The 24,921-nt window shown below is 67.7% G+C and carries 26 protein-coding genes, 1 tRNA gene and 1 pseudogene; 11 read left to right on the top strand and 17 right to left on the bottom strand.

The genetic code is table 11. From position 1 onward, the window contains the following. The first annotated feature begins 44 nt into the window (after nt 1–44). Together MHEC_RS09265 and MHEC_RS09260 are read left to right on the top strand one after the other, a co-directional pair. Nucleotides 45–305: a hypothetical protein gene (locus MHEC_RS09265; RefSeq protein ID WP_099868818.1), complete on the top strand. Its 261-nt coding sequence runs from the start codon at nt 45–47 to the stop codon at nt 303–305. A 185-nt stretch (nt 306–490) separates the two neighbouring features. After that, nucleotides 491–2,431 (top strand): acyl-CoA dehydrogenase family protein, encoded by a 1,941-nt coding sequence (locus tag MHEC_RS09260; protein WP_048890627.1) that lies wholly within the window; start codon nt 491–493, stop codon nt 2,429–2,431. A gap of 75 nt (nt 2,432–2,506) precedes the next feature. On the opposite strand, the gene MHEC_RS09255 is transcribed toward MHEC_RS09260, so the two are convergent. Beyond that, nucleotides 2,507–2,579 (bottom strand) — tRNA-Asn (locus MHEC_RS09255). A 127-nt stretch (nt 2,580–2,706) separates the two neighbouring features. Here MHEC_RS09255 and MHEC_RS09250 point away from each other — a divergent pair. Next, nucleotides 2,707–2,955: a hypothetical protein gene (locus MHEC_RS09250; RefSeq protein WP_048890746.1), complete on the top strand. Its 249-nt coding sequence runs from the start codon at nt 2,707–2,709 to the stop codon at nt 2,953–2,955. On the opposite strand, the gene dnaG is transcribed toward MHEC_RS09250, so the two are convergent. Next, the gene (gene dnaG, locus MHEC_RS09245; protein WP_048890687.1) at nt 2,952–4,847 is read right to left on the bottom strand and encodes a DNA primase; all 1,896 of its coding nucleotides are present in this window, start codon (nt 4,845–4,847) and stop codon (nt 2,952–2,954) included. The two genes, MHEC_RS09250 and dnaG, sit on opposite strands and share 4 nt — an antisense overlap. A gap of 59 nt (nt 4,848–4,906) precedes the next feature. Here dnaG and sodC point away from each other — a divergent pair, with 59 nt between their 5' ends. Next, nucleotides 4,907–5,509, top strand: coding sequence for a superoxide dismutase[Cu-Zn] (gene sodC, locus MHEC_RS09240; RefSeq protein WP_071700213.1), 603 nt, complete (start codon nt 4,907–4,909; stop codon nt 5,507–5,509). 37 nt (nt 5,510–5,546) lie between these two features. Here sodC and MHEC_RS09235 read toward each other — a convergent pair whose 3' ends face one another. Continuing rightward, on the bottom strand, nt 5,547–6,794 hold the full coding sequence (locus MHEC_RS09235; RefSeq protein WP_048890748.1) for a deoxyguanosinetriphosphate triphosphohydrolase: 1,248 nt from the start codon (nt 6,792–6,794) through the stop codon (nt 5,547–5,549). 52 nt (nt 6,795–6,846) lie between these two features. On the opposite strand from MHEC_RS09235, the gene MHEC_RS09230 reads away from it, so the two are divergent. Then, nucleotides 6,847–8,850, top strand: coding sequence for a TPM domain-containing protein (locus MHEC_RS09230; protein WP_048890688.1), 2,004 nt, complete (start codon nt 6,847–6,849; stop codon nt 8,848–8,850). A 13-nt stretch (nt 8,851–8,863) separates the two neighbouring features. On the opposite strand, the gene MHEC_RS09225 is transcribed toward MHEC_RS09230, so the two are convergent. Continuing rightward, nucleotides 8,864–10,303, bottom strand: coding sequence for a glycine--tRNA ligase (locus tag MHEC_RS09225; RefSeq protein ID WP_071700214.1), 1,440 nt, complete (start codon nt 10,301–10,303; stop codon nt 8,864–8,866). A gap of 116 nt (nt 10,304–10,419) precedes the next feature. Here MHEC_RS09225 and MHEC_RS09220 point away from each other — a divergent pair, with 116 nt between their 5' ends. Further along, entirely contained in the window at nt 10,420–10,812 is a 393-nt protein-coding gene (locus tag MHEC_RS09220; protein WP_099868832.1) for an ArsR/SmtB family transcription factor, read from the top strand. Then, nucleotides 10,809–11,198 (top strand): Fur family transcriptional regulator, encoded by a 390-nt coding sequence (locus MHEC_RS09215; protein WP_048890690.1) that lies wholly within the window; start codon nt 10,809–10,811, stop codon nt 11,196–11,198. The genes MHEC_RS09220 and MHEC_RS09215 overlap by 4 nt, the downstream gene beginning before the upstream one ends. On the opposite strand, the gene MHEC_RS09210 is transcribed toward MHEC_RS09215, so the two are convergent. From MHEC_RS09210 to recO, 3 genes are read right to left on the bottom strand one after another with little or no spacing between them, the layout of a single operon-like run. Further along, complete coding sequence (locus tag MHEC_RS09210; protein WP_048890691.1) at nt 11,195–11,611, bottom strand: hypothetical protein; 417 nt, start codon at nt 11,609–11,611, stop codon at nt 11,195–11,197. The two genes, MHEC_RS09215 and MHEC_RS09210, sit on opposite strands and share 4 nt — an antisense overlap. Beyond that, nucleotides 11,611–12,516, bottom strand: a complete 906-nt coding sequence (locus MHEC_RS09205; RefSeq protein ID WP_048890692.1) for a decaprenyl diphosphate synthase — start codon at nt 12,514–12,516, stop codon at nt 11,611–11,613. The genes MHEC_RS09210 and MHEC_RS09205 overlap by 1 nt, the downstream gene beginning before the upstream one ends. After that, nucleotides 12,476–13,306, bottom strand: coding sequence for a DNA repair protein RecO (recO, locus tag MHEC_RS09200; protein ID WP_048890693.1), 831 nt, complete (start codon nt 13,304–13,306; stop codon nt 12,476–12,478). The genes MHEC_RS09205 and recO overlap by 41 nt, the downstream gene beginning before the upstream one ends. A gap of 73 nt (nt 13,307–13,379) precedes the next feature. Between recO and MHEC_RS09195 the strand changes: the two genes are divergently transcribed. Continuing rightward, the gene (locus tag MHEC_RS09195; protein ID WP_048890694.1) at nt 13,380–14,843 is read left to right on the top strand and encodes an amidase; all 1,464 of its coding nucleotides are present in this window, start codon (nt 13,380–13,382) and stop codon (nt 14,841–14,843) included. A gap of 5 nt (nt 14,844–14,848) precedes the next feature. Here the strand turns inward: MHEC_RS09195 and MHEC_RS09190 are convergent, their stop codons facing one another. The 9 genes from MHEC_RS09190 to hrcA form a co-directional block, all read right to left on the bottom strand. Then, the gene (locus MHEC_RS09190) at nt 14,849–15,145 is read right to left on the bottom strand and encodes a DUF732 domain-containing protein (RefSeq protein ID WP_048890695.1); all 297 of its coding nucleotides are present in this window, start codon (nt 15,143–15,145) and stop codon (nt 14,849–14,851) included. A gap of 17 nt (nt 15,146–15,162) precedes the next feature. Continuing rightward, nucleotides 15,163–16,062, bottom strand: coding sequence for a GTPase Era (era, locus tag MHEC_RS09185; protein ID WP_048890696.1), 900 nt, complete (start codon nt 16,060–16,062; stop codon nt 15,163–15,165). Nucleotides 16,063–16,069: 7 nt separating this feature from the next. Further along, a complete protein-coding gene (locus tag MHEC_RS09180) occupies nt 16,070–16,408 on the bottom strand; it encodes a hypothetical protein (protein ID WP_048890697.1) in 339 nt (112 codons plus the stop codon). 28 nt (nt 16,409–16,436) lie between these two features. Next, nucleotides 16,437–17,714 carry a hemolysin family protein gene (locus MHEC_RS09175; RefSeq protein ID WP_275998979.1) on the bottom strand — a complete coding sequence of 426 codons (1,278 nt, stop codon included), beginning with the start codon at nt 17,712–17,714 and terminating at the stop codon, nt 16,437–16,439. A gap of 26 nt (nt 17,715–17,740) precedes the next feature. Beyond that, the gene (gene ybeY, locus MHEC_RS09170; protein WP_048890699.1) at nt 17,741–18,277 is read right to left on the bottom strand and encodes an rRNA maturation RNase YbeY; all 537 of its coding nucleotides are present in this window, start codon (nt 18,275–18,277) and stop codon (nt 17,741–17,743) included. 11 nt (nt 18,278–18,288) lie between these two features. Continuing rightward, on the bottom strand, nt 18,289–19,332 hold the full coding sequence (locus MHEC_RS09165; RefSeq protein WP_048890700.1) for a PhoH family protein: 1,044 nt from the start codon (nt 19,330–19,332) through the stop codon (nt 18,289–18,291). Between the two features lie 240 nt (nt 19,333–19,572). Then, nucleotides 19,573–20,307 (bottom strand): 16S rRNA (uracil(1498)-N(3))-methyltransferase, encoded by a 735-nt coding sequence (locus tag MHEC_RS09160; protein WP_048890750.1) that lies wholly within the window; start codon nt 20,305–20,307, stop codon nt 19,573–19,575. 23 nt (nt 20,308–20,330) lie between these two features. Then, nucleotides 20,331–21,494 (bottom strand): molecular chaperone DnaJ, encoded by a 1,164-nt coding sequence (gene dnaJ, locus MHEC_RS09155; protein WP_048890701.1) that lies wholly within the window; start codon nt 21,492–21,494, stop codon nt 20,331–20,333. Between the two features lie 71 nt (nt 21,495–21,565). Continuing rightward, on the bottom strand, nt 21,566–22,597 hold the full coding sequence (gene hrcA, locus MHEC_RS09150) for a heat-inducible transcriptional repressor HrcA (RefSeq protein ID WP_048890751.1): 1,032 nt from the start codon (nt 22,595–22,597) through the stop codon (nt 21,566–21,568). A 135-nt stretch (nt 22,598–22,732) separates the two neighbouring features. Here hrcA and MHEC_RS09145 point away from each other — a divergent pair, with 135 nt between their 5' ends. The 3 genes and pseudogenes from MHEC_RS09145 to MHEC_RS09135 all read left to right on the top strand — a co-directional run bounded on the left by MHEC_RS09145 (nt 22,733) and on the right by MHEC_RS09135 (nt 24,417). Next, a complete protein-coding gene (locus tag MHEC_RS09145; RefSeq protein ID WP_048890702.1) occupies nt 22,733–23,047 on the top strand; it encodes a type II toxin-antitoxin system VapB family antitoxin in 315 nt (104 codons plus the stop codon). Between the two features lie 62 nt (nt 23,048–23,109). Continuing rightward, nucleotides 23,110–23,706: a carboxymuconolactone decarboxylase family protein gene (locus tag MHEC_RS09140; protein ID WP_048890703.1), complete on the top strand. Its 597-nt coding sequence runs from the start codon at nt 23,110–23,112 to the stop codon at nt 23,704–23,706. Continuing rightward, nucleotides 23,703–24,417, top strand: a pseudogene (locus MHEC_RS09135) (sigma factor). The gene MHEC_RS09140 and the pseudogene MHEC_RS09135 overlap by 4 nt, the downstream one beginning before the upstream one ends. On the opposite strand, the gene MHEC_RS09130 reads toward MHEC_RS09135, so the two are convergent. Continuing rightward, a complete protein-coding gene (locus tag MHEC_RS09130) occupies nt 24,414–24,920 on the bottom strand; it encodes an MTB12 family secreted protein (RefSeq protein ID WP_048890704.1) in 507 nt (168 codons plus the stop codon). The pseudogene MHEC_RS09135 and the gene MHEC_RS09130 sit on opposite strands and share 4 nt — an antisense overlap. Nucleotide 24,921 lies beyond the last annotated feature (1 nt).

Raw genomic sequence — 24,921 nt, 5'->3', positions numbered from 1 at the left:
CGCCAAATATAGTGTGACCGGAGAATTCGGGCGGGGGATGGCATATGGGGGTGTTAGTGGAGCGCGACGCGCAAACGGCCAGCGACGATCGCGACGGCGAGCTAGCGGTGGATTCCCGGGTACGCGTATACCCGGGAACCGAACACGAGGATCGCGGGACCATCGTCGAAGATTTCGGCGAAGCGGCGGGACACGCCGTCGACATCGGCAGCCAGCACATCGCCGATCCGGCCAGGCGGTGGGCTGTGCTGCTCGACAGCGGCCAGCTGGTCTTCGTCGACAGTGACCAACTGGCCGCCGAATAGACTTGCCGCAAGGCTGCGTAGCCTGGGGTGCTCGCCAATTCCGTTGTTGGACAAGGCTAGCCGCACGGTGTCGACGTGTGCCGGATGGTGGGTTGGGCGATCTTCGCTGATCCAAGGCAAACGCAATTACGGCGGGGGCTGGCCGAGAAGACCATGCTCGGGCACTCGGCGGGTTACCGTCGGGTATGGCGTCGAACCCGATCACCACTGCTGACCATTTGCGCAACGCACTGGACGGGCGTTGGCGCGACGCAAAAAACCAGATGCGGGCCCGGCTCACCGACGAGATATTCCGGCCGCACTACACGCCCAACACCGTCATCGCGCGCACCAAGGTAGCCGAACAGATGAAGATCATGGCGGCTGCAGGGGCCGCCGAAAGCGCCTTCAGAAAAGAGCATGGCGGCACCGGGGATCTCGGGGCGGCGATCACGGCGATCGAGATGCTGGCGATGTCGGATTTGTCGCTGATGGTCAAAGCCGGGGTGCAGTGGGGTCTGTTCGGCGGGGCGGTGGAAAACCTGGGCACCGAACGCCACCACCAGGCGTATGTGAAAAAGATCATCGCTTTGGAGCTCCACGGTTGTTTCGCGATGACCGAGACCGGCCACGGCAGCGATGTGCAGTCGCTGGAGACCACGGCCACCTACGACGCCGCCACCGAAGAGTTCGTCCTCGACTCCCCCACCCCGACCGCGCGCAAGGACTACATCGGCGGGGCAGCCCAAACCGCTACCGTCGCAGCGGTATTCGCACAACTGATCACCCAACAAAACGGTGCTCCGGTCAACCACGGGGTGCACTGCTTCCTGGTTCCGATCCGAGATGCCGACGGCAACGACCTACCCGGTGTGACGACCTCGGACTGCGACTACAAGGGTGGCCTGCCCGGCGTGGACAACGGCCGCATCGTGTTCGACCACGTCCGCATCCCGCGGCAGAACCTGCTGAACCGCTACGGCGACGTCGCACCCGACGGGACCTACAGCTCGCCGATCGAAAACCCCAACCGCAGGTTTTTCACCATGCTCGACACGCTGGTCCGCGGCCGCATCACCGTCGGTGGCAGCGCGGCCGCCGCCGCTCGCGTAGCACTGGACATCGCCACCCGATATGCGTTGCAGCGCAAGCAGTTCAGCGCACCCGATGACGGCGAAGAGGTGCTGATCATGGACTACCTGGTGCATCAGCGGCGACTGCTGCCGCTGATCGCCAAATCGTATGCGCTGCAGTTTGCGCAGAATGAGCTGGTCGCCAAATGCCACGACATCCAGACGGCCGACGAACCCGACGCCGAGGAACAGCGCGAGCTGGCGTCACGTGCGGCCGGGCTGAAAGCCGCCAACACCTGGCACGCCACCCGGGCCATCCAGGAGGCCCGCGAAGCGTGCGGCGGTGCGGGCTACATGGCGGAGAACCGGCTGATCGCATTGCGTGGCGACACCGACGTGTTCACCACGTTCGAAGGCGACAACCACGTACTGACCCAGTTGGTGGCCAAGGAGCTGCTGACCGCCTATGCCGACGACATCCGCAGCATGAGTCCGGTCGAATGGGTACGCTTCGCCGCCAACACTGTCGGCACCCGGGTGCTGAAACGGACTGCGGCCGAGGCGATCATCCAAACCATCGTCGATGCCAGACAAGACAGCGAAGAAGAGGGCAGCCTGTTCAACCGCGGCACGCAGGTCAAAATGTTCGAAGACCGCGAGGAATATCTGCTGTCGTCGGTTGCGCGCCGGCTGCAGGCCAAGTCCGAGGAGATGTCGGCGTTCGACGCGTTCAACGCCGTGCAGGATCACGTGCTACACGCCGCCAGTGCGCACGTCGACCGGGTAGTGCTGGAAGCGTTCGTCGCCGGCATCGACTCATGCCGGGACGAGGAAGCCCGCCATGTGCTCGAGTTGGTGTGCGACTTGTATGCGCTGTCGGTGATCGAAGACGACAAGGCGTGGTATGTCGAGCACCGGTTTTTGTCCACCGACCGGGCCAAAGCCGTCACCCGCGGTATCAACGACCGGTGCCGGGCGCTGCGACCGTATGCCCAGACGCTGGTCGACGGCTTCGGGATTCCGGAGCCGCTGCGCTACGCCGAGATGCTGCACCCGGAAAACCTGTCACGCTAACCCGGCGAGCCGACACGCAGGGTCGGTCCCTTCTAGCTGAAACGGGGGTCTTCGGCTCTGCTCGCTCCGGTGAAGCTCCCCCGGAAGGACTCGAACCTTCAACCCTTCGGTTAACAGCCGAACGCTCTGCCAGTTGAGCTACAGGGGACTGCCCGATCCGCGCGGACCGGGGGATGACTCTAGCTTACTGAGCCGCCGGGGCCCAACCAGACGGATCGGGTCCGGGCCGATAGGGCAGGATGGAATCTGATCACACCGTCGTCGAAAGGACCGCTTTGATCCGGTATGCCGTTGTGCTGGGATTGGGCTACGTGCTGGGCGCAAAGGCCGGACGACGCCGCTACGAGCAGATCGTCGGCACGTATCGCGCCATCACCGGCAGCCCCGCGGTCAAGTCGATGATCGAAGCGGGACGGCGCAAGATCGCCAACCGGGTCTCCCCTGACGCGGGAATGGTCACGTTAACCGAGGTCGATGCCACCACCAGTGTCGTCGAGCCGCAGAAACGCAGTGGCGCGACCTAAGCGCTCAAGTGGTCGCCGCTGGCCTGCTCGAGCAGGCTGCGCCGGTAAGCCTCCATCGCCACCAGGTCGCCGAACAGCGCGTGGTAGTCATCCCCCTGCTCGACCGGCGACATGCGCTGCAGTTTCGACTTGACTTCGGCGATCTGCCGACCGATCCACACCTCCTGCAGGCGGGCCAGCACCCCGCCGATATAGCGCGGCAGCTTGTCGTCGTCGTCGACACGGATCGCCTCCACGCCCAATTCGCTGACCAGCCCGGCCACCACCGCCGATGCGGCATGCCGGCGCACCGCATCGATCCACTCGGCACCGGTGACCCCGCAGCCCGTGCCACCCGCGGCCTGGATGGCGGCGCGGACGGCCGCGTAGCCGGCGTGGGTGAAGCTCTCCACCGGCAGCGCGTCGAACACCGGCCCGGCCAGCGCCGGGTACTGCAGCGCCGACTTGAGCGCCTCACGCTGCGGCCACAACGTCGGGTCCCGCGGGTCGGGACGAAGGGCGGCCTGCTCGGCCGCGCCGGTTTCGGCCGGCGCCGAAGCCGGCCGGCGCCGTCGGCGTCGGTGCTTCGCCTCATCACGCACCCGGCCGACGACCTGGGCGACGTCGTCCCAACCGACCCAGCCGGCCAGCTGGCGGGCGTACTCGTCGCGCAGCGTGGGGTCCTTGATCTGGGCGACCATCGGCACACAGCGGCGCAACGCACCCACGCGGCCCTCGGCACTGTCCAGGTCGAATTCGGCCAGCGCTGAGCGAATCGCGAACTCGAACAACGGGGTTCGCCGCGCCACCAGATCCCTCAGCGCGCCGTCACCGTGCGCCAGCCGAAGGTCGCAGGGGTCCATGCCGTCGCCGGCCACCGCGATAAACGACTGGCCCGCCAGGTGCTGCTCACCCGCAAACGCCTTCAGCGCTGCCGCCCGGCCCGCCTCGTCGCCGTCGAACACATAGATCAGTTCGCCGCGAAAGAAGTTGTCGTCCATCATCAGTCGGCGCAGCATCGCCATGTGCTCGTCACCGAACGCGGTACCGCACGACGCGACCGCAGTGGTGACCCCGGCCAGATGCATCGCCATCACGTCGGTGTAGCCCTCGACCACGACAGCCTGATGGCACTTGGCGATATCGCGCTTGGCCAGATCAATGCCGAACAGCGCCGACGACTTCTTGTACAGCAGCGTCTCGGGGGTGTTGACGTACTTGGCTTCCATCGGGTCGTCGTCGAAGAGCCGCCGCGCCCCAAACCCGATCACCTCGCCGGCCGTACTGCGGATCGGCCACAGCAACCGCCGGTGAAAGCGGTCGATCGGGCCGCGACGCCCCTGCCGCGACAGGCCCGCGGCCTCCAGCTCCTTGAAGTCAAAGCCCTTGCGCAGCAAGTGCTTTGTCAGCGAGTCCCAACCCGAGGGCGCAAACCCGCACCCGAAGTGGCGGGCGGCGTCGGCGTCGAAATTCCGGTCGGCGAGGTACTGGCGGGCCGGGGCGGCCTCCTCGGACTCCAGGGCCTCGGCATAGAACGCCGAAGCCGCGGCGTTGGCAGCGACCAGCCGACTGCGGGTGCCGCGATCGCGCTGGACGCTGGTCGCCGCACCGGTGTAGGTGATCGTGTAGCCGATCCGGTCGGCCAGCAGTTCGACGGCCTCGACAAAGCTGACGTGCTCGATCTTCTGCACGAATGCATAGACGTCGCCGCCCTCCCCGCAGCCGAAGCAGTGGAAATGCCCGTGGTTGGGCCGCACATGAAACGACGGCGACTTCTCGTCGTGGAACGGGCACAGGCCCTTCATCGAGTCGGCGCCGGCCCGCCGCAGCTGGACGTAGTCGCCGACGACCTCGTCGATGCGGACGCGGTCGCGGATGGCGGCGATATCACGATCGGAGATACGGCCGGCCACCGGCTTAGTGTAGAGCGGCCACGCGACATGATCGCGGCCCCGCCGACTACGGTCGATCCATGACCAAGCCCACCACCATGTCCGCCACCCTGCTGTGCGTGCCCGTCGCTTTCCTGATTGCCTGCAGCCCCAACCAGCACCCCAGCAGTGAGCCGGGCACCACCCCGCCGGTGCACACCGGTTCGCCGGCGACTTCACCCACCAGCCCGGCACCTGGCGCCGAAACGCTTACCGCACAAGTGAACACGGCCGACGGTCGGCCCGTTGCCACCGCCAGCTTCCAGTTCGCCAACGGTTATGCCACCATCACCGTCAAGACGGTCGCGACGGGTGTGCTGACACCGGGCTTCCACATGATGCACATCCACTCGGTAGGCAAGTGCGAACCCAACTCCGTGGCTCCCAACGGCGGCCCGGCCGGCGATTTCTTCTCCGCGGGCGAGCACTATCAGGCGCCCGGCCACACCGGGGAACCGGCAAGCGGGGACCTGCCCGCACTGCAGGTTCGCAAGGACGGCGCGGCGCTGCTGGTCACCACCAGCGATGCGTTCACCGAGGCCGATTTGTTGGCGGGCAGCAAGACCGCGCTCGTGCTGCACGGCGCCCAGCACACCCCCGACGCCGAGAAACGGATGGCCTGCGGGGTGATCGGCACCGGATAACCGCCGGCCGGGCGGTGATGCCGCGGTGATGCCGGGGCTATGGGGCCTCGATGCGTTCCAATCGTCCCTCGGTGTAGGAAGCGATCTGGTCGACGATGACCCGCAGCCGGGCGCGGTCGTCGGCGGCGGTGTTGAACGCCGGGACAAAGATCGGGTCCAGGGTTCGCGGCGCGCCGGCCAGCAGCCATTGCGCCACCCGGTGGATGCGTTCGCGCTGCCGGGCCTGCATGTCCAGGTGCCGTGGATCGGACATGATGAACTGCAGCGCCAGCGTCTTCAGCACCGCCACTTCGGCACGAACCAGGTCGGGCACATGCAGGTCGGCCGCATACCGCGCCAGCGGCCCGGATCCGGCGGCCGCGCGGGTGGCGGTGATCGCCGCGGAGACGAACCGGCCCACCAGCTCGCTGGTCAGCCGCTTGAGCGCGACCGACGCCGCCAGTGTGGCGTCATACTTACCGACCGCAGCGACCACCGGCAGCCCGGACAGCCGCTGGGCGGCGGCCACCAAATCGTCGGCGCTTAGCCGCGGATACGCGGTCTCACCCAACTTGGCCAGCGCAGCGGCGGCGTCGTCGTCGGCGAGCACACGCAGGTCGATACGGCCGGAGATGACGCCGTCCTCGACGTCGTGTACCGAATACGCGACATCGTCGGCCCAGTCCATCACCTGCGCTTCCAGGCAGGCCCGCCCGGCCGGTGCGCCGTCACGCACCCAGGCCGCCGGGTCGCGGTCGGCGTCGTAAAAACCGAACTTGTCGCGGCTCTGGGTCTGCGTCCACGGATATTTGGTGACCGCATCCAACGCCGCCCGGGTCAGGTTCAGTCCGGCGCTACGGCCTTGGGAATCAAGGACTTTGGGTTCCAAGCTGGTGAGAATACGGAAGTTTTGCGCATTGCCCTCGAAGCCCCCACAATCGGCCGCGACCTCGTCGAGCGCCTGCTCGCCGTTGTGGCCGTACGGCGGATGGCCGATGTCGTGGGCCAACCCGGCCAGGTCGACGAGGTCGGCGTCGCATCCCAGTCCGATTGCCATGCCGCGGCCGATCTGCGCCACTTCCAGCGAGTGGGTCAGCCGGGTGCGCGGGGTGTCGCTTTCCCGCGGCCCGACGACCTGGGTCTTGTCGGCCAGCCGGCGCAGCGCGGCACTGTGCAATACCCGGGCCCGGTCGCGGGCGAAGTCGGTGCGGTGCTGGCCTTGGGTGCCCGGCAATCCCGCGGTCTTGGGGGCCTCGGCCACCCGCCGCTGGCGGTCGAAGTCGTCGTAGGGGTCCTGCGGATTCATCGAACGACAGTCTGCCAGGGCCGACCGCCGTCCCCCGGCTACATTGGCGAGCATGCGCATCGCTCGCCTGTTCGGCGTGATCGTGGCGACGCTGGCTGCCGCGCTGCTGCTTGCCCCGGCAGCGGCCGCGCAACCGCCATTCCGGTTGTCCGACTACGTCACCGACGACGCCGGCGCATTGACCGGCGCGGGCCGTGACGCCGTCGAGGCCGCGGTGAACAAGCTCTACACCGACCGGCACATCCGGCTGTGGGTGGTCTACGTCGACACCTTCTCCGGGCAGGCCGCGGTGAGCTGGGCGCAGAGCACCCGCAGCGCCAGCGACCTGGGCGACTACGACGCGTTGCTGGCAGTGGCCACCGCCGACCGCGCGTATGCCTTCCTCGTGCCGGCAACGGTGAAGAACCTGGACTCGCGTCGAATCGACGACCTGCGGCGCACCCGGATCGAACCCGCGCTGCATCGCGGCGACTGGAGCGGCGCCGCGGTGGCCGCGGCCACCGGACTCGATCGACCATCCGGTTCGTCGGCGTGGGCGCCGCTGCTGGTCGCGTTGGGCGTCATCGCGGTCGCGATGCTGGCGCTGGTGGTGGTGATGCGCTACCGCCGCCGGCGACGCCACGCCGCCGCGGTTGCCGCGGCGCGCCGTGCCGACCTTACCGATCCCGATGCGCTTGCCGCGCTGCCGCTGGACGTGCTCGACGACCTGTCGCGGTCGAAGGTGGTCGAGGTCGACAACGCGGTGCGCACCAGCGCCAACGAACTGGCCCTGGCCATCGACGAGTTCGGCCCCGAGCGCACCGAACCGTTCACCCGTGCGGTGAACAACGCCAACGCCGCACTGACCCAAGCGTTCAACGTCCGCCAGCAACTCGACGACGCGATACCCGAGACGCCCGCACAGCGCCGCGAGCTGCTGACCAAGGTGATCGTGTCGGCAGCGCGGGCCGACCGCGAATTGGAATCGCAGCGACAGGCGTTCGAGCAGTTGCGCGACTTGGTGATCAACGCCCCGGAGCGACTGGACGGGCTGACCCGGCAGGTCGTCGAGCTCACCGCCCGCATCGGCCCGGCAGAACAGCGGCTCGCCGAGTTGCATCGCGAATTCGACGCTGCCGCACTGACTTCGGTGTCAGGCAACGTCGACGCCGCCAAAAAACGGCTGGCCTTTGGCGAGCAGAACATCAGCCGGGCACGCGAGCTGGCGGCGCAGGCGGTCAGCGGACAGCAGAGCGCCTTGGTCGACGCGGTGCGCGCTGCGGAATCGGCTCTGGCCCAGGCTCGTTCGCTGCTCGACGCCATCGACAACGCGTCACACGATATCCGTCGCGCCGCCGAACGACTGCCATCCGTGATCGCCGACACTCAAACGGGGATCGCGCAGGCCGACGGCTATCTGCAAAAAGCCGACGGTGCGCACACCGCTGAGCTGGCGAGGATGCGTGACGCGGCGGTCGAGGCCGTCGACGCCGCACGCACCCGCGGCGCCACCGATCCCCTTGGCGCTTTCACCCGGTTGACCAAGGCCGATGCCGATTTGGATCGGCTGCTGGCCGTTGTCGCCGAGGAGCGGGCAAGCGCCGAGCGCCTCAACCGCGCCTTGGAGCAGGCGTTGTTCACCGCGCAGGCGCGGGTGCGCGCCGTCTCCGACTACATCGACACCCGCCGCGGGAGCATCGGCCCGCAAGCGCGCACCCGGCTTGCGGAGGCGAACCGGCAATTGCAGGCAGCACACGACAAGCGGAGCAGTGATGTCAACGGAGCGATCGGCCACGCCAACGCCGCCGCCGCGCTGGCGGACCAGGCCCTGTCGTTGGCCAACGCCGACGTCGAGTCCGCGCAGCAGGCCTTCGCCGGCCGCTACCGTGGCGGCGACTTGGGCGCGATGATGGGCGGGATCATCATCGGCGATCTGCTGGGCGGCGCGATGCGTGGCGGCTTCGACGGTTTCGGCGGCGGCTGGGACGGCTGGGATGGTGGCTGGAGCCCAACCTCGTTCGGCGGTGCGTCGGGGCCCTCCGACGACGGGTTCCTGGGCGGCGGCGGACGGTTCTGAGCTGCCGCGACCGCTAACAGGCCCGCAGCCGCGGCGCCAGGTAGTCGCCGACCGCGTCGATGGCGATCCGGTCCTGCGTCATGGTGTCGCGGTCTCGCACGGTGACCGCGTGGTCCTCGAGCGTCTCGAAGTCCACCGTCACGCAAAACGGTGTGCCGATCTCGTCTTGGCGCCGGTAGCGCCGTCCGATCGCGCCGGCGTCGTCGAATTCGATGTTCCAGTATTTGCGCAACTCCGCGGCCAGGTCGCGGGCCTTGGGGCTCAGGTCGGCGTGCCGTGACAGCGGTAAGACCGCGGCCTTGACGGGTGCCAAACGCGGATCGAGCCGCAGCACCGTGCGTCGGTCCATCCCGCCTTTGGCGTTGGGCGCCAGGTCTTCGCTGTAGGCGTCGATCAAAAACGCCATGAACGACCGGCTCAGACCACCTGCGGGTTCGATCACGTACGGGATGTAGCGGGTGTCGGTGACGTTGTCGTAGTACGACAGGTCGACACCGGAATGCTTTGAGTGCGTGGACAAGTCGAAGTCGGTGCGGTTTGCGATACCCTCGAGCTCCCCCCACGGATTGCCGGCGAAGCCGAACTTGTACTCGATGTCGATGGTGCGCGCCGAATAGTGCGAGAGCTTGTCTTTCGGGTGTTCCCACAACCGAAGGTTGTCCGGATTGATGCCGAGATCGATGTACCACTGTCGCCGGTTGTCGACCCAATAGTCGAACCATTCCGGCGCGGTAGACGGCTCGACGAAAAACTCCATCTCCATCTGTTCGAACTCGCGGGTGCGGAAGATGAAGTTGCCGGGCGTGATCTCGTTGCGAAAACTCTTACCGGTCTGGGCGATTCCGAACGGCGGCTTCTTGCGCGCGGTGGTGACCACGTTGGCGAAGTTGACGAAGATGCCCTGCGCGGTTTCCGGGCGCAGGTAGTGCAGCCCCTCTTCGCTCTCGATCGGGCCGAGATAGGTCTTGAGCATCATGTTGAACTCGCGCGGCTCGGTCCACCGGCCGGGCTCGCCGGTGTCGGGGTCGTGGATGTCGGCCAGGCCGTTGGGCGGCGGATGACCGTGCTTGGCCTCGTAGGCCTCGATGAGCTGGTCGGCGCGGTAGCGCTTGTGGGTGATCAGCGACTCCACCAGCGGGTCGTGGAACACGTCGACGTGGCCGGAGGCGACCCACACCTCGCGGGGCAGGATGATCGAGGAATCCAGGCCGACGACGTCGTCGCGGCTGGTGACCATCGAGCGCCACCACTGTCGCTTGATGTTCTCCTTGAGCTCCACGCCCAGGGGGCCGTAGTCCCACGCCGACTTGACCCCGCCGTAGATTTCGCCGCACGGATACACCAGACCGCGCCGTTTGGCGAGGTTGACCACGGTGTCGATGACGGACGCCACGGGCTGGTGTACTCCTGTCTCGGGTGGGGACGAACGCGGACGGTGGTGAGCCGCGAGCACCAGTCATCGTAGCGATCGCCGGCCGCGGGCTTTGACATGCATCAATATGCATGTGACAGTGGAAGCGAACCGACAACGGTTCCCAACAGCGCTGTACCGTTCGAAAGTGATATCCGATGTCGCGCTCGACGTCACCGGTCGCCGACGGCGCCGCCGTGCCGGCGCCCGCGCTGGTGGGTGAGCACGAGCGCGGGTTCTCGGCAGGTCCGGCCCCGCCGCCGCGGGAAATTCTCGAGGCCGCCGGCGAGCTGCTGCGCGCCCTGGCCGCACCCGTGCGCATCGCCATCGTGTTGCAGTTGCGCGAATCGCAGCGCTGCGTGCACGAACTGGTCGACGCGCTCGGCGTACCACAACCGCTGGTGAGCCAGCATCTGAAAATCCTCAAGGCGGCGGGCGTGGTCGCCGGTGAACGGTCGGGTCGCGAGGTCCTCTATCGGCTGGTCGACCATCACCTGGCGCACATCGTCATCGACGCGGTCGCGCACGCCGGTGAGGAACGGCGGTTATGAACCACGGTGTTCGCTCCACCCGGCAGCGGGCTGCGATCGCAACGTTGCTGGAAACCGTCGATGACTTCCGCTCGGCACAGGAACTGCACGACGAGTTACGCCGTCGCGGCGAAACCATCGGCCTGACCACCGTCTATCGCACGCTGCAGTCCATGGCGGCGGCGGGTTTGCTCGACACCCTGCGCAGCGACACCGGCGAATCGGTCTACCGCCGCTGCTCGACCGACCATCATCACCACCTGGTGTGCCGCAGCTGCGGCTCCACCGTCGAGGTCGGCGATCATGAAGTTGAGACGTGGGCTGCCGAAGTCGCCGCCGAACACGGGTTTTCCGATCCCAGCCACACCATCGAGATCTTCGGAACGTGCTCGCAGTGCGCGGGTTAACGGGTTAGCGCGCGCCGTATCTCAGCACCGGTATCGAGCACCATCAGGATCAGGGTGCGTAACGCGTCGTCGGTCAGCCCCGCACCGGGGAAGTTGTAGCGCAACATCACGTCGGCGGTCTTGCCGGAGTTACGTTTGGCGGTCGTGTCGCTGATTTTTTCCACCACGGCCAGCGAGCCCAGCTGGACGCCCTGCGCGTGCTCGGCCACCCGGTCGCGAATTTTTTTGTTCAACGGAAGATCCCACACCAAAACCTGAGTCAGCGAAACCAGGTCGAGATCCTCGACGATGCTCACCACCCGCAACGACGCGAACGTGCCGTCGTGGCGGATCGTCAGCGCGCCGTCGGGCTCCTCCTCGACGGGCAATACATCGCGAAGCACCGAAGCCAGCCGCTCCTGCAATGAGGGCATCAGGCGCTCCCGAATCGTCGATGGCGAGATGCGTATTCTTGGCAGGCCGCCCACAAGTCGCGGCGATCATAGTCCGGCCACAGCTTGTCGGAGAAGACGTATTCGGCGTAGGCCGCCTGCCACAGCATGAAATTGCTGGACCGCTGCTCCCCCGACGTTCGCAGCAACAAGTCGACATCGGGTATATCGGGCCGGTGCAGGTGGCGGGCAATCGTCGCCTCGGTGATCCGATCCGGATTCAGCTTGCCGGCAGCCGCCTCCCGAGCGATACCCCTTGCAGCTTCGGTGATTTCGGCGCGACCCCCGTAGTTCACGCAATAGTTAACGGTGATAACGTCGTTGTCGGCGGTCATCTGCTCGGCGATCTCGAGTTCTTTGATGACGCTGCGCCACAACCGCGGTCGCGACCCCACCCACCGTATCCGCACTCCCATCGTGTTCAAGCTTTCGCGGCGGCGCCGCACCACGTCGCGGTTGAAGCCCATCAGAAAACGGACCTCGTCGGCGGGCCGCTTCCAGTTCTCGGTCGAGAATGCGAAAAGACTTAGCCACTTGATGCCGAGTTCTATTGCACCGCACGCGATATCGATGACGACGGCCTCGCCCATCTTGTGCCCCTCCACACGCGGCAGTCCGCGCCGAGTGGCCCACCGGCCGTTGCCGTCCATCACGATCGCGACATGAGTCGGCAGCTGTGCCGCCGGAATCTGTGGCGGCACCGCCTTCGACGGGTGCTGCGGCGGCCGGCGCGGTCCGCCGTCTGGCGAGGGTGGCAGCTCCGGGAAGACCACCGGCCACGTCGACGTGTCCGGAAACGTCGGGTAGTCGGCCGGCGGTGGCGGTAGCTGCGGAAAGTTCGCGCGCTCAGCCGTCCGCGCTGAGCTGTTGCCCCGGTTCCTCGCCATGGGCCACATCCTGCCTGAGCAGCGCGATGCGACGATCGGTGACCGCACGGTCGACCCGGTCGATCCGCTCCACCAGCGGCAATGTGCGCAGTCGTCGTTCCAGGTGCCATTGCAAGTGGGCGGCCACCAGCCCGCTGACGTGGCTGCGGTGCGACTGCGGCGCAGCCAGCGCCGCCTCCCAGTCCCCGTCGCGCAACGCCGACATCAGTTCCAGCACCCCCAGCGGAGGAGTGGTGGAACCAGCCGGGCGGCAGGCGCTGCAGACACTGCCGCCGGCGCCGACGTGAAACGCCCGATGCGGACCGGGCGTGGCGCAGCGGGCACACTCTTCTAGCGCCGGCGCCCATCCGGCGATACCCATGGCACGCAACAGGTAGGCGTCCAGCACCAGTTCGCGGGGCCGCCGCCCGTCAGCCACCGCCCGCAGCGCCCCCACTGTGAGCCGGTGCAGCGCCGGGGCCGGGGCTCGCTCCTCACCGGCGAGGCGTTCGGCGGTCTCCAGCATCGCGCACGCACAGGTGTAGCGGCCGTAATCGCTGACGATGTCGGTGGCAAACGCGTCGATCGAGACCACCTGGGTGACGATGTCCAGGTTGCGGCCGGGGTACAGCTGCACGTCGATGTGCGAGAACGGCTCCAGGCGCGCGCCGAACTTGCTGCGGGTGCGGCGCACGCCCTTGGCCACCGCGCGCACCAGCCCGTGGTCGCGGGTGAGCAGGGTCACGATGCGGTCGGCTTCGCCGAGCTTGTGCTGGCGCAGCACCACCGCCCGGTCCCGGTAAAGCCGCATCACACCAGTTTGGCATCGCACCGAGACATCGCCGGGACATGGCCGCGACGGCACGCCGATACCCTGGTCAGCGATGACAGGCACTTCGGTTTTTCGCTTCCCTACCCTGACCGACCAGCTCTACCAGCTGGCCACCCACGAGGTGACGTCGGAAGAGCTGGTGCGTCGTTCGCTGCACGCCATCGACCTCAGCCAGCCCAGCTTGAACGCTTTTCGGGTGGTCCTCGCCGAGTCGGCGCTGGCCGAGGCCGCCGAGGCCGACCGGCGGCGCGCAGCCGGTGAGCAGGCGCCGCTGCTGGGCATCCCCGTCGCGGTGAAGGACGACGTCGATATCGCAGGAATACCAACCGCTTTCGGCACCTCCGGATACGTCCCGCCGGCACCCGCCGATTCCGAGGTGGTGCGCCGGCTCAAGGCGGCGGGCGCGGTCATCGTCGGTAAGACCAACACCTGCGAGCTCGGCCAATGGCCCTTCACCAGCGGACCCGCGTTCGGGCACACCCGCAACCCGTGGTCGCGCAAGCACACACCCGGCGGATCCTCTGGCGGCAGCGCGGCGGCGGTGGCCGCGGGCCTGGTCGCCGCGGCGATCGGCTCCGACGGCGCGGGCAGCATCCGCATCCCCGCGGCCTGGACGCACCTGGTGGGCATCAAGCCGCAACGCGGCCGGATCTCCACCTGGCCACTGCCTGAGGCGTTCAACGGGATCACGGTCAACGGTGTGCTGGCCCGCACCGTCGAGGACGCGGCGCTGGTGCTGGATGCGGTATCGGGCAACGTCGACGGCGACCTGCATAAACCGCCCCCGGTGACGGTGTCCGAATACGTCGGGACCGCGCCAGGTCCGCTGAAGATCGCCGTGTCAACCCTGTTCCCGTTCACGGGTTTTCGGGCCACACTGCATCCGGAGATCAGGGCCGCACTCGACTCGGTCGCCGAGCAGCTCAGGCTGCTCGGCCATACCGTGATGGCCGGTAACCCCGATTACGGCCTGCGGTTGTCCGTGAACTTCCTGTCACGGTCCACCGCCGGGCTGCTCGACTGGGCCGAGCGGCTCGGTGACGGCGTCGACTACGACCCTCGCACGCTGTCCAACATGCGGATGGGTCGGCTGCTGTCCGGGGCGGTGCTGCGCCGCGCGCGTGCCCACGAAGCCGCAGATCAGCGCCGAGTCGGCTCGATTTTCCGCATCGTCGACGTGGTGCTGGCCCCGACGACCGCCCAGCCACCGCCCCCGGTGCACGCCTTTGACAACCTGGGTGGCCTGGCCACCGACCGGGCCATGATCAAGGCATGCCCGGTGACGTGGCCGTGGAATCTGCTGGGCTGGCCGTCGATCAACGTCCCGGCCGGTTTCACCTCCGAGGGTCTGCCCATCGGTGTGCAGTTGATGGGACCGGCGAACAGCGAGCCGCTGCTGGTGTCGCTGGCCGCCGAGCTGGAGGCCGTCCTGGGCTGGGCCGCCAAACAGCCGGAGACGTGGTGGAACACCGGCACCGACACCCCGCCGGTCTCCAGCGGGCCCCCGATGCGCTGAGCGGCTCACGCGCCCGGACACAGCTTTTCGTGTGCAGTGCTGACCACCGCACGCACCCGCGCCGGGTCGGCGCCGGGAAACGACGCCAGGTGTCGCACGGCTCGCTCTTCGCCGCCGGTGCCGATGTCGGCGCAGGCCGCCTTGCCGAAGTTGATGAGCCGGCGGGTATTGACGGCCGTCAGGTCGAAGCCTTGACCGGCCAGCGTGTCCAAGTACTCGGCCTCCGGGTCGGCGTGTGCCGGGGCGGCGGCGATAACAGCCGTCGCAGCCAATGCGGCAAGTAGCGCGACCGTCTCGCGCATATTCGTTCAGGCTACGCTCAAAACCCAAGCCGACCAAGCTGTTTGGGGTCACGCTGCCAGTTCTTGGCGACCTTGACGCGCAGGTCGAGGTAGACCTTGGTGCCCAGTAGCTTCTCGATCTGGGTACGCGCCGCGGTGCCAACTTCGCGCAGCCGGCTACCGCCCTTGCCGATGACGATGCCCTTCTGGCTGTCGCGCTCGACATAGAGCACGGCGTGCACGTCGATCAGGTCGTCGCGGCCTTGCCGCGGGGCGACTTCGTCGATCACCACCGCCAGCGAATGCGGCAGCTCGTCGCCCAGACCCTCCAGGGCGGCCTCGCGGATGAGCTCGGCCATCAACACTTCTTCGGGTTCGTCGGTGAGCTCACCGTCTGGGTAGTACGCCGGTCCGGGCGGCAGGGCGGCGGCCAGCACATCGATCAGCACGTCGATCTGCTCACCACGGACCGCGGAGACGGGGACCACCTCGGTGCCAGACCCCACCAACTCGCCGACCGCGGCCAGCTGAGCGGCCAGCTGGTCCTTGGACACCTTGTCGATTTTGGTGACGACGGCCACGAGCGTGGTCGTGGGCGCGACCGAGCGGATCTGGTCGACGATCCACCTGTCCCCCGGGCCGATCGCCTCGTCGGCGGGGATGCACAGCCCGATGACGTCAACCTCCGCGTAGGTGGCGCGGACCAGGTCGTTGAGCCGCTTGCCCAACAGGGTGCGTGGCCGGTGCAGCCCCGGGGTATCGACCAGGACGATCTGGAAGTTCTCCCGGTGCACGATCCCGCGAATGGTGTGACGGGTGGTCTGCGGGCGGGTCGAGGTGATCGCGACCTTCGCGCCGACCAGCCTGTTCATCAGCGTCGACTTGCCGGTGTTCGGCCGGCCCACGAAACACACAAAGCCGGAACGGAATTCGGTCACGGTGTCGTCACACGACAGCCCCGTCGCGGTCGGTGACGATCACCGCAGCCGTTGGCGAGAGCTCGCGCACCGCGGCAATGCCGGCGTCGTCGGCGGAACCGCCCACCAGTACGGCGGCCTCGAGGCCGGTGGCACCGCTGGACACCGCCGCGGCCACCGCCGACTGCAACGCGGTCAGTTGCAGCGCCGACAATGCAACCGGCGCGCCGGCGTAGCTGCGGCCGTCGATATCACGCACCGCGGCGCCGCTGGCGGCTTCGGCCCGGGCCATCGCCGCCCGCGCCAGCACGACCAGCTTCGCGTCCTCGGCGTCGAGCTGTTCACCTATCACGATTGGCCTCCCCATCGTGGTGGCCGTCGGTGCCGGCCGGGACTCACGCGCGCCGCTTCTCCTCATCGCGTCGCTGTGTATAGTCGTCGGCGCGGCTCAGCAAGACAGTACCGATCCGCAACCGCCCGCGATGGTCAGGGCCGCCCTCGGCGTGCAGCCGCAACCCGTGCGACACCACCTCCGAGCCGGGCAGCGGAACCCGGCCCAGCTCCAGCGCAAGCAGGCCGCCGACCGTGTCGACGTCGAGATCCTCCTCGAACTCCACGCCGTAGAGCTCGCCGAGATCCTCGATCGGCAGTCGCGCCGATACTCGAAACCGATTGTCGCCCAGGTCCTCTACCGGTGCTGTCTCAGCCTCGTCGTACTCGTCGGCGATCTCGCCGACGATCTCCTCCAGCACGTCTTCGATCGTCACCAGTCCCGCGATCGCGCCGTACTCGTCGACCAGCAGCGCCATGTGGTTACGATCGCGCTGCATTTCCCGCAGCAGGGCATCCAGTGGCTTGGAATCCGGCACGAACACCGCCGGGCGCATCACCAGCGCGACAGGGGTGTCGCGGTCGCCGTTGGCCGAGTAATCGGTCTGTTTGACAAGGTCTTTCAGAAACACGACGCCGAGGATGTCGTCGACGTTCTCGCCGATCACCGGGATCCGCGAGTGCCCGCTGCGCACCGCCAGCGTTATCGCCTGGCGAACCGACTTGTCGCTTTCGATCCAGATCATCTCGGTGCGGGGCACCATCACTTCGCGGGCCGGCGTGTCGCTGAGTTCGAAGACGGACTGGATCATCCTGCGCTCGTCGGCGGCGACGACGCCACGCTGCTGCGCCAAGTCGACGACCTCACGCAACTCGATCTCAGAGGCGAACGGTCCGTTGCGGAACCCGCGGCCCGGAGTCAGCGCATTACCCAGGACCACCAGCAGCCGGCTGATCGGCATCAGCAGCCACGAAATCACTTGCAGCGGAAAGGCGGCGACCAGCGAGATCGAGTACGCGTGCTGACGACCCAGGGTGCGCGGACCGACCCCGATGACGATAAAGCTGGTTACCACCATGATCGCCGCGGCGGCAAACAGGCCCCAATCCAGGCTCAGATTGTGCCGGAGGAAGACGACCAGCAGCGCGGTCGCGGTGATCTCGCAGACGATGCGTAGCAGCACCACCAGATTGATGTAGCTGGGCCGATTGGCCATCACCTTGGCCAGCCGGACCGCGCCGGGCCGTTCGTCACGCACCAGTTCGTGAACCCGGGCCACCGACACGGTGCTGATCGCGGCGTCGGTGGCGGCGAACAACCCGCCCAGACCGACCAACACCATCGCGCCGAGCAGCGGAGCAAACCCGTTCACGGCTGGTCGAAATACCGCGACTTGTCCAACAGCCGGCGGTCCCGCTCGCTCTGCCGGTCCTGATGGTAGGCCGCGACCTGATCGGCGACCCATTCTTCGAGCAGCCGCTGCTGCAGGGTGAACATTTCTTTTTCCTCGTCCGGCTCGGCGTGATCGTAGCCCAGCAGGTGCAACACGCCGTGGATGGTCAGCAACGCCAGCTCGTGACCCAGCGAATGCCCGGCGGCTGCGGCCTGCTCGGCGGCAAACTCCGGGCACAGCACGATATCGCCCAGCATGCCCGGTCCCGGCTCCGGGGCGTCGGGGCGTCCACCGGGCTCGAGCTCGTCCATCGGGAAGCTCATCACATCGGTCGGACCGGGCAGGTCCATCCAGCGCATGTGCAGGTCGGCCATCGCCGAGGTGTCCAGCAGCACCATCGACAGCTCGGCCGCCGGGTTGACGTTCATCTTGTCGAGCACGAACCGGGCGACGCTGACCAGCTCGGCTTCCGAGACGTCGATGCCAGACTCGTTGGATACCTCGATGCTCATGGCTTCACCGCCTACCGGCGATGACGCACGCCCGACGCCCGCCGCGCGGCCCGGTTCATGGTCAGGCCAGGCTCCTCGTATTTCGCGTAGGCATCCACGATTTCGGAAACCAAGCGGTGCCGGACCACGTCCGCGCTGGTGAGCTCGGCGATGTGGATGTCGTCGATATCCTCGAGGATGTCGACCGCCGCCCGCAGTCCTGACTTTGCTCCGCCCGGCAGGTCGATCTGGGTAATATCGCCAGTAACAACGACTTTCGATCCAAACCCGAGGCGGGTGAGGAACATCTTCATTTGCTCTGCCGTGGTGTTCTGTGCCTCGTCGAGAATGATGAACGCATCATTGAGAGTCCGTCCCCGCATATATGCCAGCGGAGCGACCTCAATTACCCCGGCGCTCATCAGCTTCGGGATCAGCTCAGGTTCCATCATGTCGTGAAGCGCGTCGTATAGCGGCCGCAGGTAGGGGTCGATCTTTTCGCTCAGGGTGCCCGGCAGAAAGCCAAGGCGCTCACCGGCTTCCACGGCCGGCCGGGTCAGGATGATACGGGTGACCTGTTTGCTCTGCAGCGCGTTGACCGCCTTGGCCATCGCCAGATACGTCTTGCCGGTGCCGGCCGGTCCGATCCCGAACACGATGGTGTTGGCGTCGATCGCGTCGACATAGTGTTTCTGGTTGAGCGTCTTGGGCCGGATCGTCTTGCCCCGCCGCGACAAGATGTCGAGGGTGAGCACCTCGGCCGGCGACTCGTTGCCGGAGCCGACCAGCATCGCCACACTGTGGCGCACCGCGTCCGGGGTCAACGGCTGGCCGCTGGCCACAATCGTGACGAGTTCGGCGATCACCCGTTCGGCGAGCGCCACATCGGCGGGCTCGCCGGAGAGCGTGATGGCGTTGCCGCGCGCATGCAGATCGGCGGCCAGGGTGCCTTCGAGTGCGCGCAAATTCTCGTCTGCGGAACCCAGCAGGCCCACGACGAGGTCGGGCGGAACATCGATGCTGCTGCGAACCTGAGCGGTCGACTGGTCAGCAGCGTTGCTGTCGCGGGGCGTCAAGGGGGTTCAGTGCCTGCTTTCTGCGGGTTGTGCAGCCGGGTCGGTTTCTTAGTTTACCGCCGAGGCCCCGGGCTGGTCAGCACGCAGCAGCGTGTTCGCCGGCAGATCCTTGTCCAGCACCTCGCGGGCCTGCACCGCGCCGGTGGCCGGCACCGCCCGCTTTCCCGCCAGGCTTTGGGCTTCGCACGCCGGTCGCAGTCGCGCAGAAGGATTGCATGGTCACGCGGTTGCGAAGCCGGTTCAGTCCCAGCGCGGGGTCAGCACGCCCAGCGCACCGAGCGCGACCGCGGCCGCGCTCGACGTGCGCAGCACGGTCGGGCCCAGCCGCACCGCGACGGCGCCCGCGTCGGTCAGCGCGGCGATCTCGTCGGGAGCGATACCACCCTCCGGGCCGACCACAAGCATCAGTGAGTTCGCTTGCGCCAGAGCAAGATCCGCGAGCCGGTCGGTCGCCGCCTCGTGCAAGGCGAGCACCACCGCGCCTGAGGCGACCTGGTCGCAGATCCGCTGAGCCAGCTGCTCGGTGGACAGCGGGCCCTCGACGGGGGGAATGTGTGCCCGGCGGGATTGCCGGGCGGCCGAGCGCACCACCGCGCGCCACCGACGCAGGCCCTTGTCCGCCCGGGCGCCCTCCCAGCGGGCCACACACCGCGCCGCCTGCCAGGCCACGAACGCGTCGGCCCCGGCTTGGGTGGCCAAGTCGATCGCCAACTCGGAACGCTCGGACTTCGGCAGCGCCTGCACCACCGTCACCGGCGGCTGTCCGGGTGCGACGCTCCAGCGGCTCAGGACCCGGGCCCGCAGCCCCGCGCGGCTGGTCTCCTCCACCACGCAGTCGGCCAGGCTGCCCGCACCGTCGCCCAGTACCAGCCGTTCGCCGGGACGGATCCGCCGCACCGTGGCGGCATGAAAACCTTCGTCGCCGCACACCTCGGCCGGGGCGCCCGGGCCGGGCACCGCGTCGACGTAGAACAGGTCGCCGCCGGGCCGATCGAAGGTCAACGGCCAGTGAACGTTTCACGCAGTCGGCTGAACAGTCCGCTGCCGGTGCTGCCGTGAGCCGACCGCACCTCGGCAACGTCGTGGCCGCGGCGGCTCTTGAACTCCCGAAGCAGCTGCATCTCGCGGTTGTCCAGCCGCGTGGGCACCACCACCTCGACGTGCACGTGCAGATCGCCCCGCACCCCCGAACGCAGGTGCGGCATCCCGTGACCCGCCAGCTTGATCGTCGCACCCGGCTGCGTGCCCGCCGGAATCGTGACTTTGGTGGGGCCGTCGAGAATGTCGTCGATCGTGACCGTGGTGCCCATCGCCGCATCGACCATCGGGACCGAGACCGTGCAGTGCAGGTCGTCGCCATCGCGGACAAAGACGTCGTGCGGTTGTTCGTGCACCTCGACGTACAAGTCGCCGGCCGGCCCACCACCCGGTCCGACCTCGCCCTGCGCGGCCAGCCGCACCCGCATACCGTTGCCGACCCCGGCGGGTATCTTGACGCTGATTTCTCGGCGCGCCCGCACGCGGCCGTCGCCGCCGCACTGGTAGCACGGGTCCAGGATGACCTCACCCACACCGCGGCAAGTCGGACACGGCCGCGACGTCATCACCTGGCCGAGCAGCGAACGCTGGACGGTTTGGACTTCCCCCTGACCGCCGCAGGTGTCGCAGCGCACCGGGCCGGAGTTGCCGTTGGTGCCGCGGCCGTGGCAGCGGTCGCACAGCACTGCGGTGTCGACGGTGACCTGCTTGGTCACACCCGCCGCGCATTCCTCGAGGTCCAGGCGCATGCGCAGCAACGAGTCCGAGCCCGGCCGGACCCGTCCAGCCGGACCGCGGGACGTCGAACCCCCGCCGAAGCCGCTGCCGAAACCGCCACCGAAGAAGGCTTCGAACACGTCGCCGAGGCCACCGAAGCCGGGAAAGCCGTTGGCCGACATGCCGGCGCTTTCCATCGGGTCTCCGCCCATGTCGACGATGCGGCGTTTTTCCGGGTCGGACAGCACCTCGTAGGCAACGCTGATTTCCTTGAATCTCGCCTGGGCTTCCTCATCCGGATTGACGTCGGGGTGCAGCTCGCGCGCCAGCTTGCGATAGGCGCGTTTGATCTCCGCATCGCTCGCGTTTCTGCTCACACCGAGCAGACCGTAGTAATCGCGTGCCACGCCTAACCTTTCCCAAGCCGTTCTTGGGCCGCGTTACGCGGCTGTCCACAAATTCTGCAGCAGGTGCGCGATCATCGGGCACCCAGCACTTCGCCGATGTACATAGCAACTGCAGCAACGGTAGCGATAGTTCCCGGATAGTCCATTCGGGTCGGGCCGAGCACACCCATGCCCCCGTAGATCGTGTCATGGGTGCCATAGGCGGTCGACACCACCGACGTGGCGGCCATCTCCTCGGCCTCGGTCTCGTGACCGATGCGCACGGTCACCTTGCCGGCTTCCTGCTGGGCCGCGAGCAGCCGCAGCACCACGACCTGTTCCTCGAGGGCTTCCAGGATGGACCGCAAAGAACCGCCGAAGTCGGCGGTGTTGCGGGTCAGGTTGGCGGTGCCGCCCATCAGCAGCCGTTCCTCGTTGTGCTCCACCAGCGATTCCACCAACACGGTCGCGGCGCGGCCGACCGCGTCGCCCAGCCCGCCGGCGCCGTCGAGGTGTTCGGCCAATTCGGCGACCGCCGCCGAGGCCGCGGCCAGCTTCTTACCCTCCAACGCCTGGCCCAGCATGTCGCGCAGCTGCGACAGTTGGTGCTCGTCGATGACGTCGCCGAGTTCGACGATGCGCTGGTCGACTCGGCCGGTGTCGGTGATCACGACCATCAGCAGCCGCGCCGGTGTCAGTGCGATCACTTCCAGGTGCCGCACCGTCGACGTCGACAGCGTCGGGTACTGCACGATCGCGACCTGGCGGGTGAGCTGGGCGAGCAGCCGTACCGCGCGGCGCAGCACGTCATCGAGGTCGACGCCGGATTCCAGGAACTTCTGGATCGCCCGTCGCTCGGCCGCGGACAGCGGTTTGACGTCCTCGAGCCGGTCGACGAACTCGCGGTAGCCCTTTTCGGTCGGCACCCGGCCGGAGCTGGTGTGCGGCTGGGTGATGTAGCCCTCGGCCTCGAGCACGGCCATGTCGTTGCGGACGGTGGCGCTGGACACGCCAAGGTTATGCCGTTCCACCAGGGCCTTCGAGCCAATCGGCTCCTTGGTGGCGACGAAGTCGGCGACGATGGCGCGCAGCACCTCAAAGCGACGCTCCTCGGCACTTCCCATCGCAATCACCTTTCCCTGAACGGCTCCATTTTAGGGCCACGACCAGCGCATCACGGTGTTCGCCGTTTCGGCCCGCATTCTCGCCGCGCTAACCTTGTCAACCATGCTCACGTCGGGCCGGGACGTCGCAGCGAGATGATCTTCAAGGGTGTGCGGGACGGCAAGCCATACCCGGATCACGGCCTGTCCTACCGGGACTGGTCGCGGATACCGCCGCGGCAAATCCGGCTCGACGAATTGGTCACCACCACAACCGTGCTCGCGTTGGACCGGTTGTTGTCGGAGGACTCGACCTTCTACGGTGACCTTTTTCCGCACGCGGTGAAGTGGAAGGGCACCGTCTATCTCGAGGACGGCCTGCACCGGGCGGTGCGTGCGGCGCTGCGTAATCGCACCGTGCTGCATGCGCGCCTGCTGGATATGGACGTGCCGCCGAGCCGGCGGGCGTAACGCGGTCACAGTGTGGCGCCGCCGGGTGTCGGATAACTGAGACCACCTTCAGGAGGGATGCCATGCCGCGACTTGCCGGAGTTTCCGACCGTGACGCCGGGCCGGCCACGAAGATCGCGTGGTTCTTCACCAAGCGCCACCTGACCAGGCTGGCGGGCCGCCAAACCGAGACGATGCTCGAACCGCTGCGCATGTATGCCCACGTCCCGAAGCTGTTGAGCGCGTACGGCAAACTCGAGCAGGCGTCGGCCAAGCTCGATCTGCTCGACCGCCGGCACCGGGCACTGGCCGAGCTGAAGGCCGCGACCACGGTCCGTTGCGAGTACTGCATCGACCTCGGTTCGCAGATCGCGCGCCGGTGGGGGCTGAGCGACGAGGAACTGCTCGCGCTGCCGGCATACCGGACCGCGGCGTGTTTTTCTGCAACGGACCGGCTGGTGCTCGACTACGCCGCAGCGATGAGCCGGACACCGGTCGAGGTCAGCGACGAGCTTGTCGACGCGCTGCGCGCCGTGTTCGGTGCCGCCGCGCTTGTCGAACTGACCTACCTCATCGCCCTGGAGAACTTGCGGGCCCGGTTCAACCTGGCGCTCGGCATCGGTTCGTCGGGCTTCTCCGAGGGCATGGTCTGCGCGGTGCCGGACACCGACGGCCGGTGACCGCAGACGCGTCGCTGGCAACGCAATTCGAGGCGGCGCGCCCGCAATTGAGCGCGCTTGCCTACCGGATGCTGGGCTCGGTTCAGGACGCCGAGGACGCGGTGCAGGACGCCTGGCCTGACCCGTGACCCGGTGGGCATCGACGAGATCGCCAACCTCGACGCGTGGCTGACCACGGTCGTGGCCCGGATCTGCCTGAATACGCTGCGCGCTCGACGGGTCCGTCGCGCCGAGGAACTGGTCGCTCAGGTTCCCGACCCGATCGTGGACCGCACACCGCAGGCCACCCGCAAGCTCGCCAGCCGGGCACGGCGTCGCATCAACGATGCCGGCCCGATTCCCGACGCGGACCCGGCGGCTCAGCGTGAGGTGGCCGAGGCGTTCTTCGCGGCGGGGCGCGCCGGCGACTTCGACCGCCTGGTCGCGCTGCTAGATCCCGACGCGGTATTGCGCGGCGACTTCGGTCCTGGTGCGGTCCGCTCGGTGCGGGGCGCATTCGCGGTGGCCGGGCTGGCGCACAGTTACGCACAGCCCGAGCGCCTGGTGCGCCCTGCCACCGTCAACGGCGCCGCCGGCGCGGTGATCTGCGTGGCGGGATGGGCCACCGCGGTCATGGGTTTCGTCGTGCGCGACGGACGGATCACCGCGATCGACGTGCTCGCCGACCCGGCCCGCCTGGCCAGGCTCGACCTGAGCGCGGTGGCCGATTAGTCGACTCCGGCGGTGGCCGTCTGCAGCAGCGCCACTGCAGAGTCGTGCGAGATGACCCAGTTGCCACCCTGGTTGGCGAACGTGTAGTTCTGCGTCACCGGTACCGCCAGTTTTGGACCCGAGGTGGTCACGTCGGCCGTAACGTTCGGACCGGCCTGCTGGATATTCGCCACGCTGAAATTCTCCGGGAAATACCCGTGCCGGTAGGCCTCTCTTAGTTTGTGGTCGGCGTCATGGCCTTCGCTGGGGCTGATGCCGCCCTCGACGAGGTTGTTCTTGGCCCCGTACCCCACGCCCGGGTTGGTCACTTGGTTGCACAGATCGGCCAACTGCTCAGCGCTTGGCAGGCTCGGTGCCGGCGGCGGGTCCAGCGGCAATGGTGCGCTGACGACCACGGGCAGCGGCTGGGACCAGGCAGGATGCGCGATGCAGGTCAGACCCGCTGACGCGGCTGTGATCGCTGCGACGGTCGCCGCACCGGTGGCAAGGAATTTCACGGTCATG

Source organism: Mycobacterium heckeshornense, assembly GCF_016592155.1.
Lineage (GTDB): Bacteria > Actinomycetota > Actinomycetes > Mycobacteriales > Mycobacteriaceae > Mycobacterium > Mycobacterium heckeshornense.
The sequence above is the reverse complement of the archived record's forward strand: the minus strand, read 5'-3'. Positions and strand labels throughout refer to the sequence as shown.

Excerpts from the sequence above, each read along its gene's own strand:
- MHEC_RS09195 (WP_048890694.1), top strand. The coding sequence starts at position 13,380 with ATGACAGGCACTTCGGTTTTTCGCTTCCCTACCCTGACCGACCAGCTC.
- MHEC_RS09205 (WP_048890692.1), bottom strand. The coding sequence starts at position 12,516 with ATGGCGAGGAACCGGGGCAACAGCTCAGCGCGGACGGCTGAGCGCGCG.
- MHEC_RS09220 (WP_099868832.1), top strand. The coding sequence starts at position 10,420 with ATGTCGCGCTCGACGTCACCGGTCGCCGACGGCGCCGCCGTGCCGGCG.
- MHEC_RS09130 (WP_048890704.1), bottom strand. The coding sequence starts at position 24,920 with ATGACCGTGAAATTCCTTGCCACCGGTGCGGCGACCGTCGCAGCGATC.
- recO (WP_048890693.1), bottom strand. The coding sequence starts at position 13,306 with ATGCGGCTTTACCGGGACCGGGCGGTGGTGCTGCGCCAGCACAAGCTC.
- MHEC_RS09180 (WP_048890697.1), bottom strand. The coding sequence starts at position 16,408 with ATGGGGAGGCCAATCGTGATAGGTGAACAGCTCGACGCCGAGGACGCG.
- MHEC_RS09175 (WP_275998979.1), bottom strand. The coding sequence starts at position 17,714 with ATGGTGTTGGTCGGTCTGGGCGGGTTGTTCGCCGCCACCGACGCCGCG.
- ybeY (WP_048890699.1), bottom strand. The coding sequence starts at position 18,277 with ATGAGCATCGAGGTATCCAACGAGTCTGGCATCGACGTCTCGGAAGCC.
- MHEC_RS09190 (WP_048890695.1), bottom strand. The coding sequence starts at position 15,145 with ATGCGCGAGACGGTCGCGCTACTTGCCGCATTGGCTGCGACGGCTGTT.
- MHEC_RS09140 (WP_048890703.1), top strand. The coding sequence starts at position 23,110 with ATGCCGCGACTTGCCGGAGTTTCCGACCGTGACGCCGGGCCGGCCACG.
- sodC (WP_071700213.1), top strand. The coding sequence starts at position 4,907 with ATGACCAAGCCCACCACCATGTCCGCCACCCTGCTGTGCGTGCCCGTC.
- MHEC_RS09260 (WP_048890627.1), top strand. The coding sequence starts at position 491 with ATGGCGTCGAACCCGATCACCACTGCTGACCATTTGCGCAACGCACTG.
- hrcA (WP_048890751.1), bottom strand. The coding sequence starts at position 22,597 with ATGGGAAGTGCCGAGGAGCGTCGCTTTGAGGTGCTGCGCGCCATCGTC.
- MHEC_RS09230 (WP_048890688.1), top strand. The coding sequence starts at position 6,847 with ATGCGCATCGCTCGCCTGTTCGGCGTGATCGTGGCGACGCTGGCTGCC.
- MHEC_RS09265 (WP_099868818.1), top strand. The coding sequence starts at position 45 with ATGGGGGTGTTAGTGGAGCGCGACGCGCAAACGGCCAGCGACGATCGC.
- MHEC_RS09235 (WP_048890748.1), bottom strand. The coding sequence starts at position 6,794 with ATGAATCCGCAGGACCCCTACGACGACTTCGACCGCCAGCGGCGGGTG.
- MHEC_RS09215 (WP_048890690.1), top strand. The coding sequence starts at position 10,809 with ATGAACCACGGTGTTCGCTCCACCCGGCAGCGGGCTGCGATCGCAACG.
- MHEC_RS09145 (WP_048890702.1), top strand. The coding sequence starts at position 22,733 with ATGATCTTCAAGGGTGTGCGGGACGGCAAGCCATACCCGGATCACGGC.
- MHEC_RS09210 (WP_048890691.1), bottom strand. The coding sequence starts at position 11,611 with ATGCCCTCATTGCAGGAGCGGCTGGCTTCGGTGCTTCGCGATGTATTG.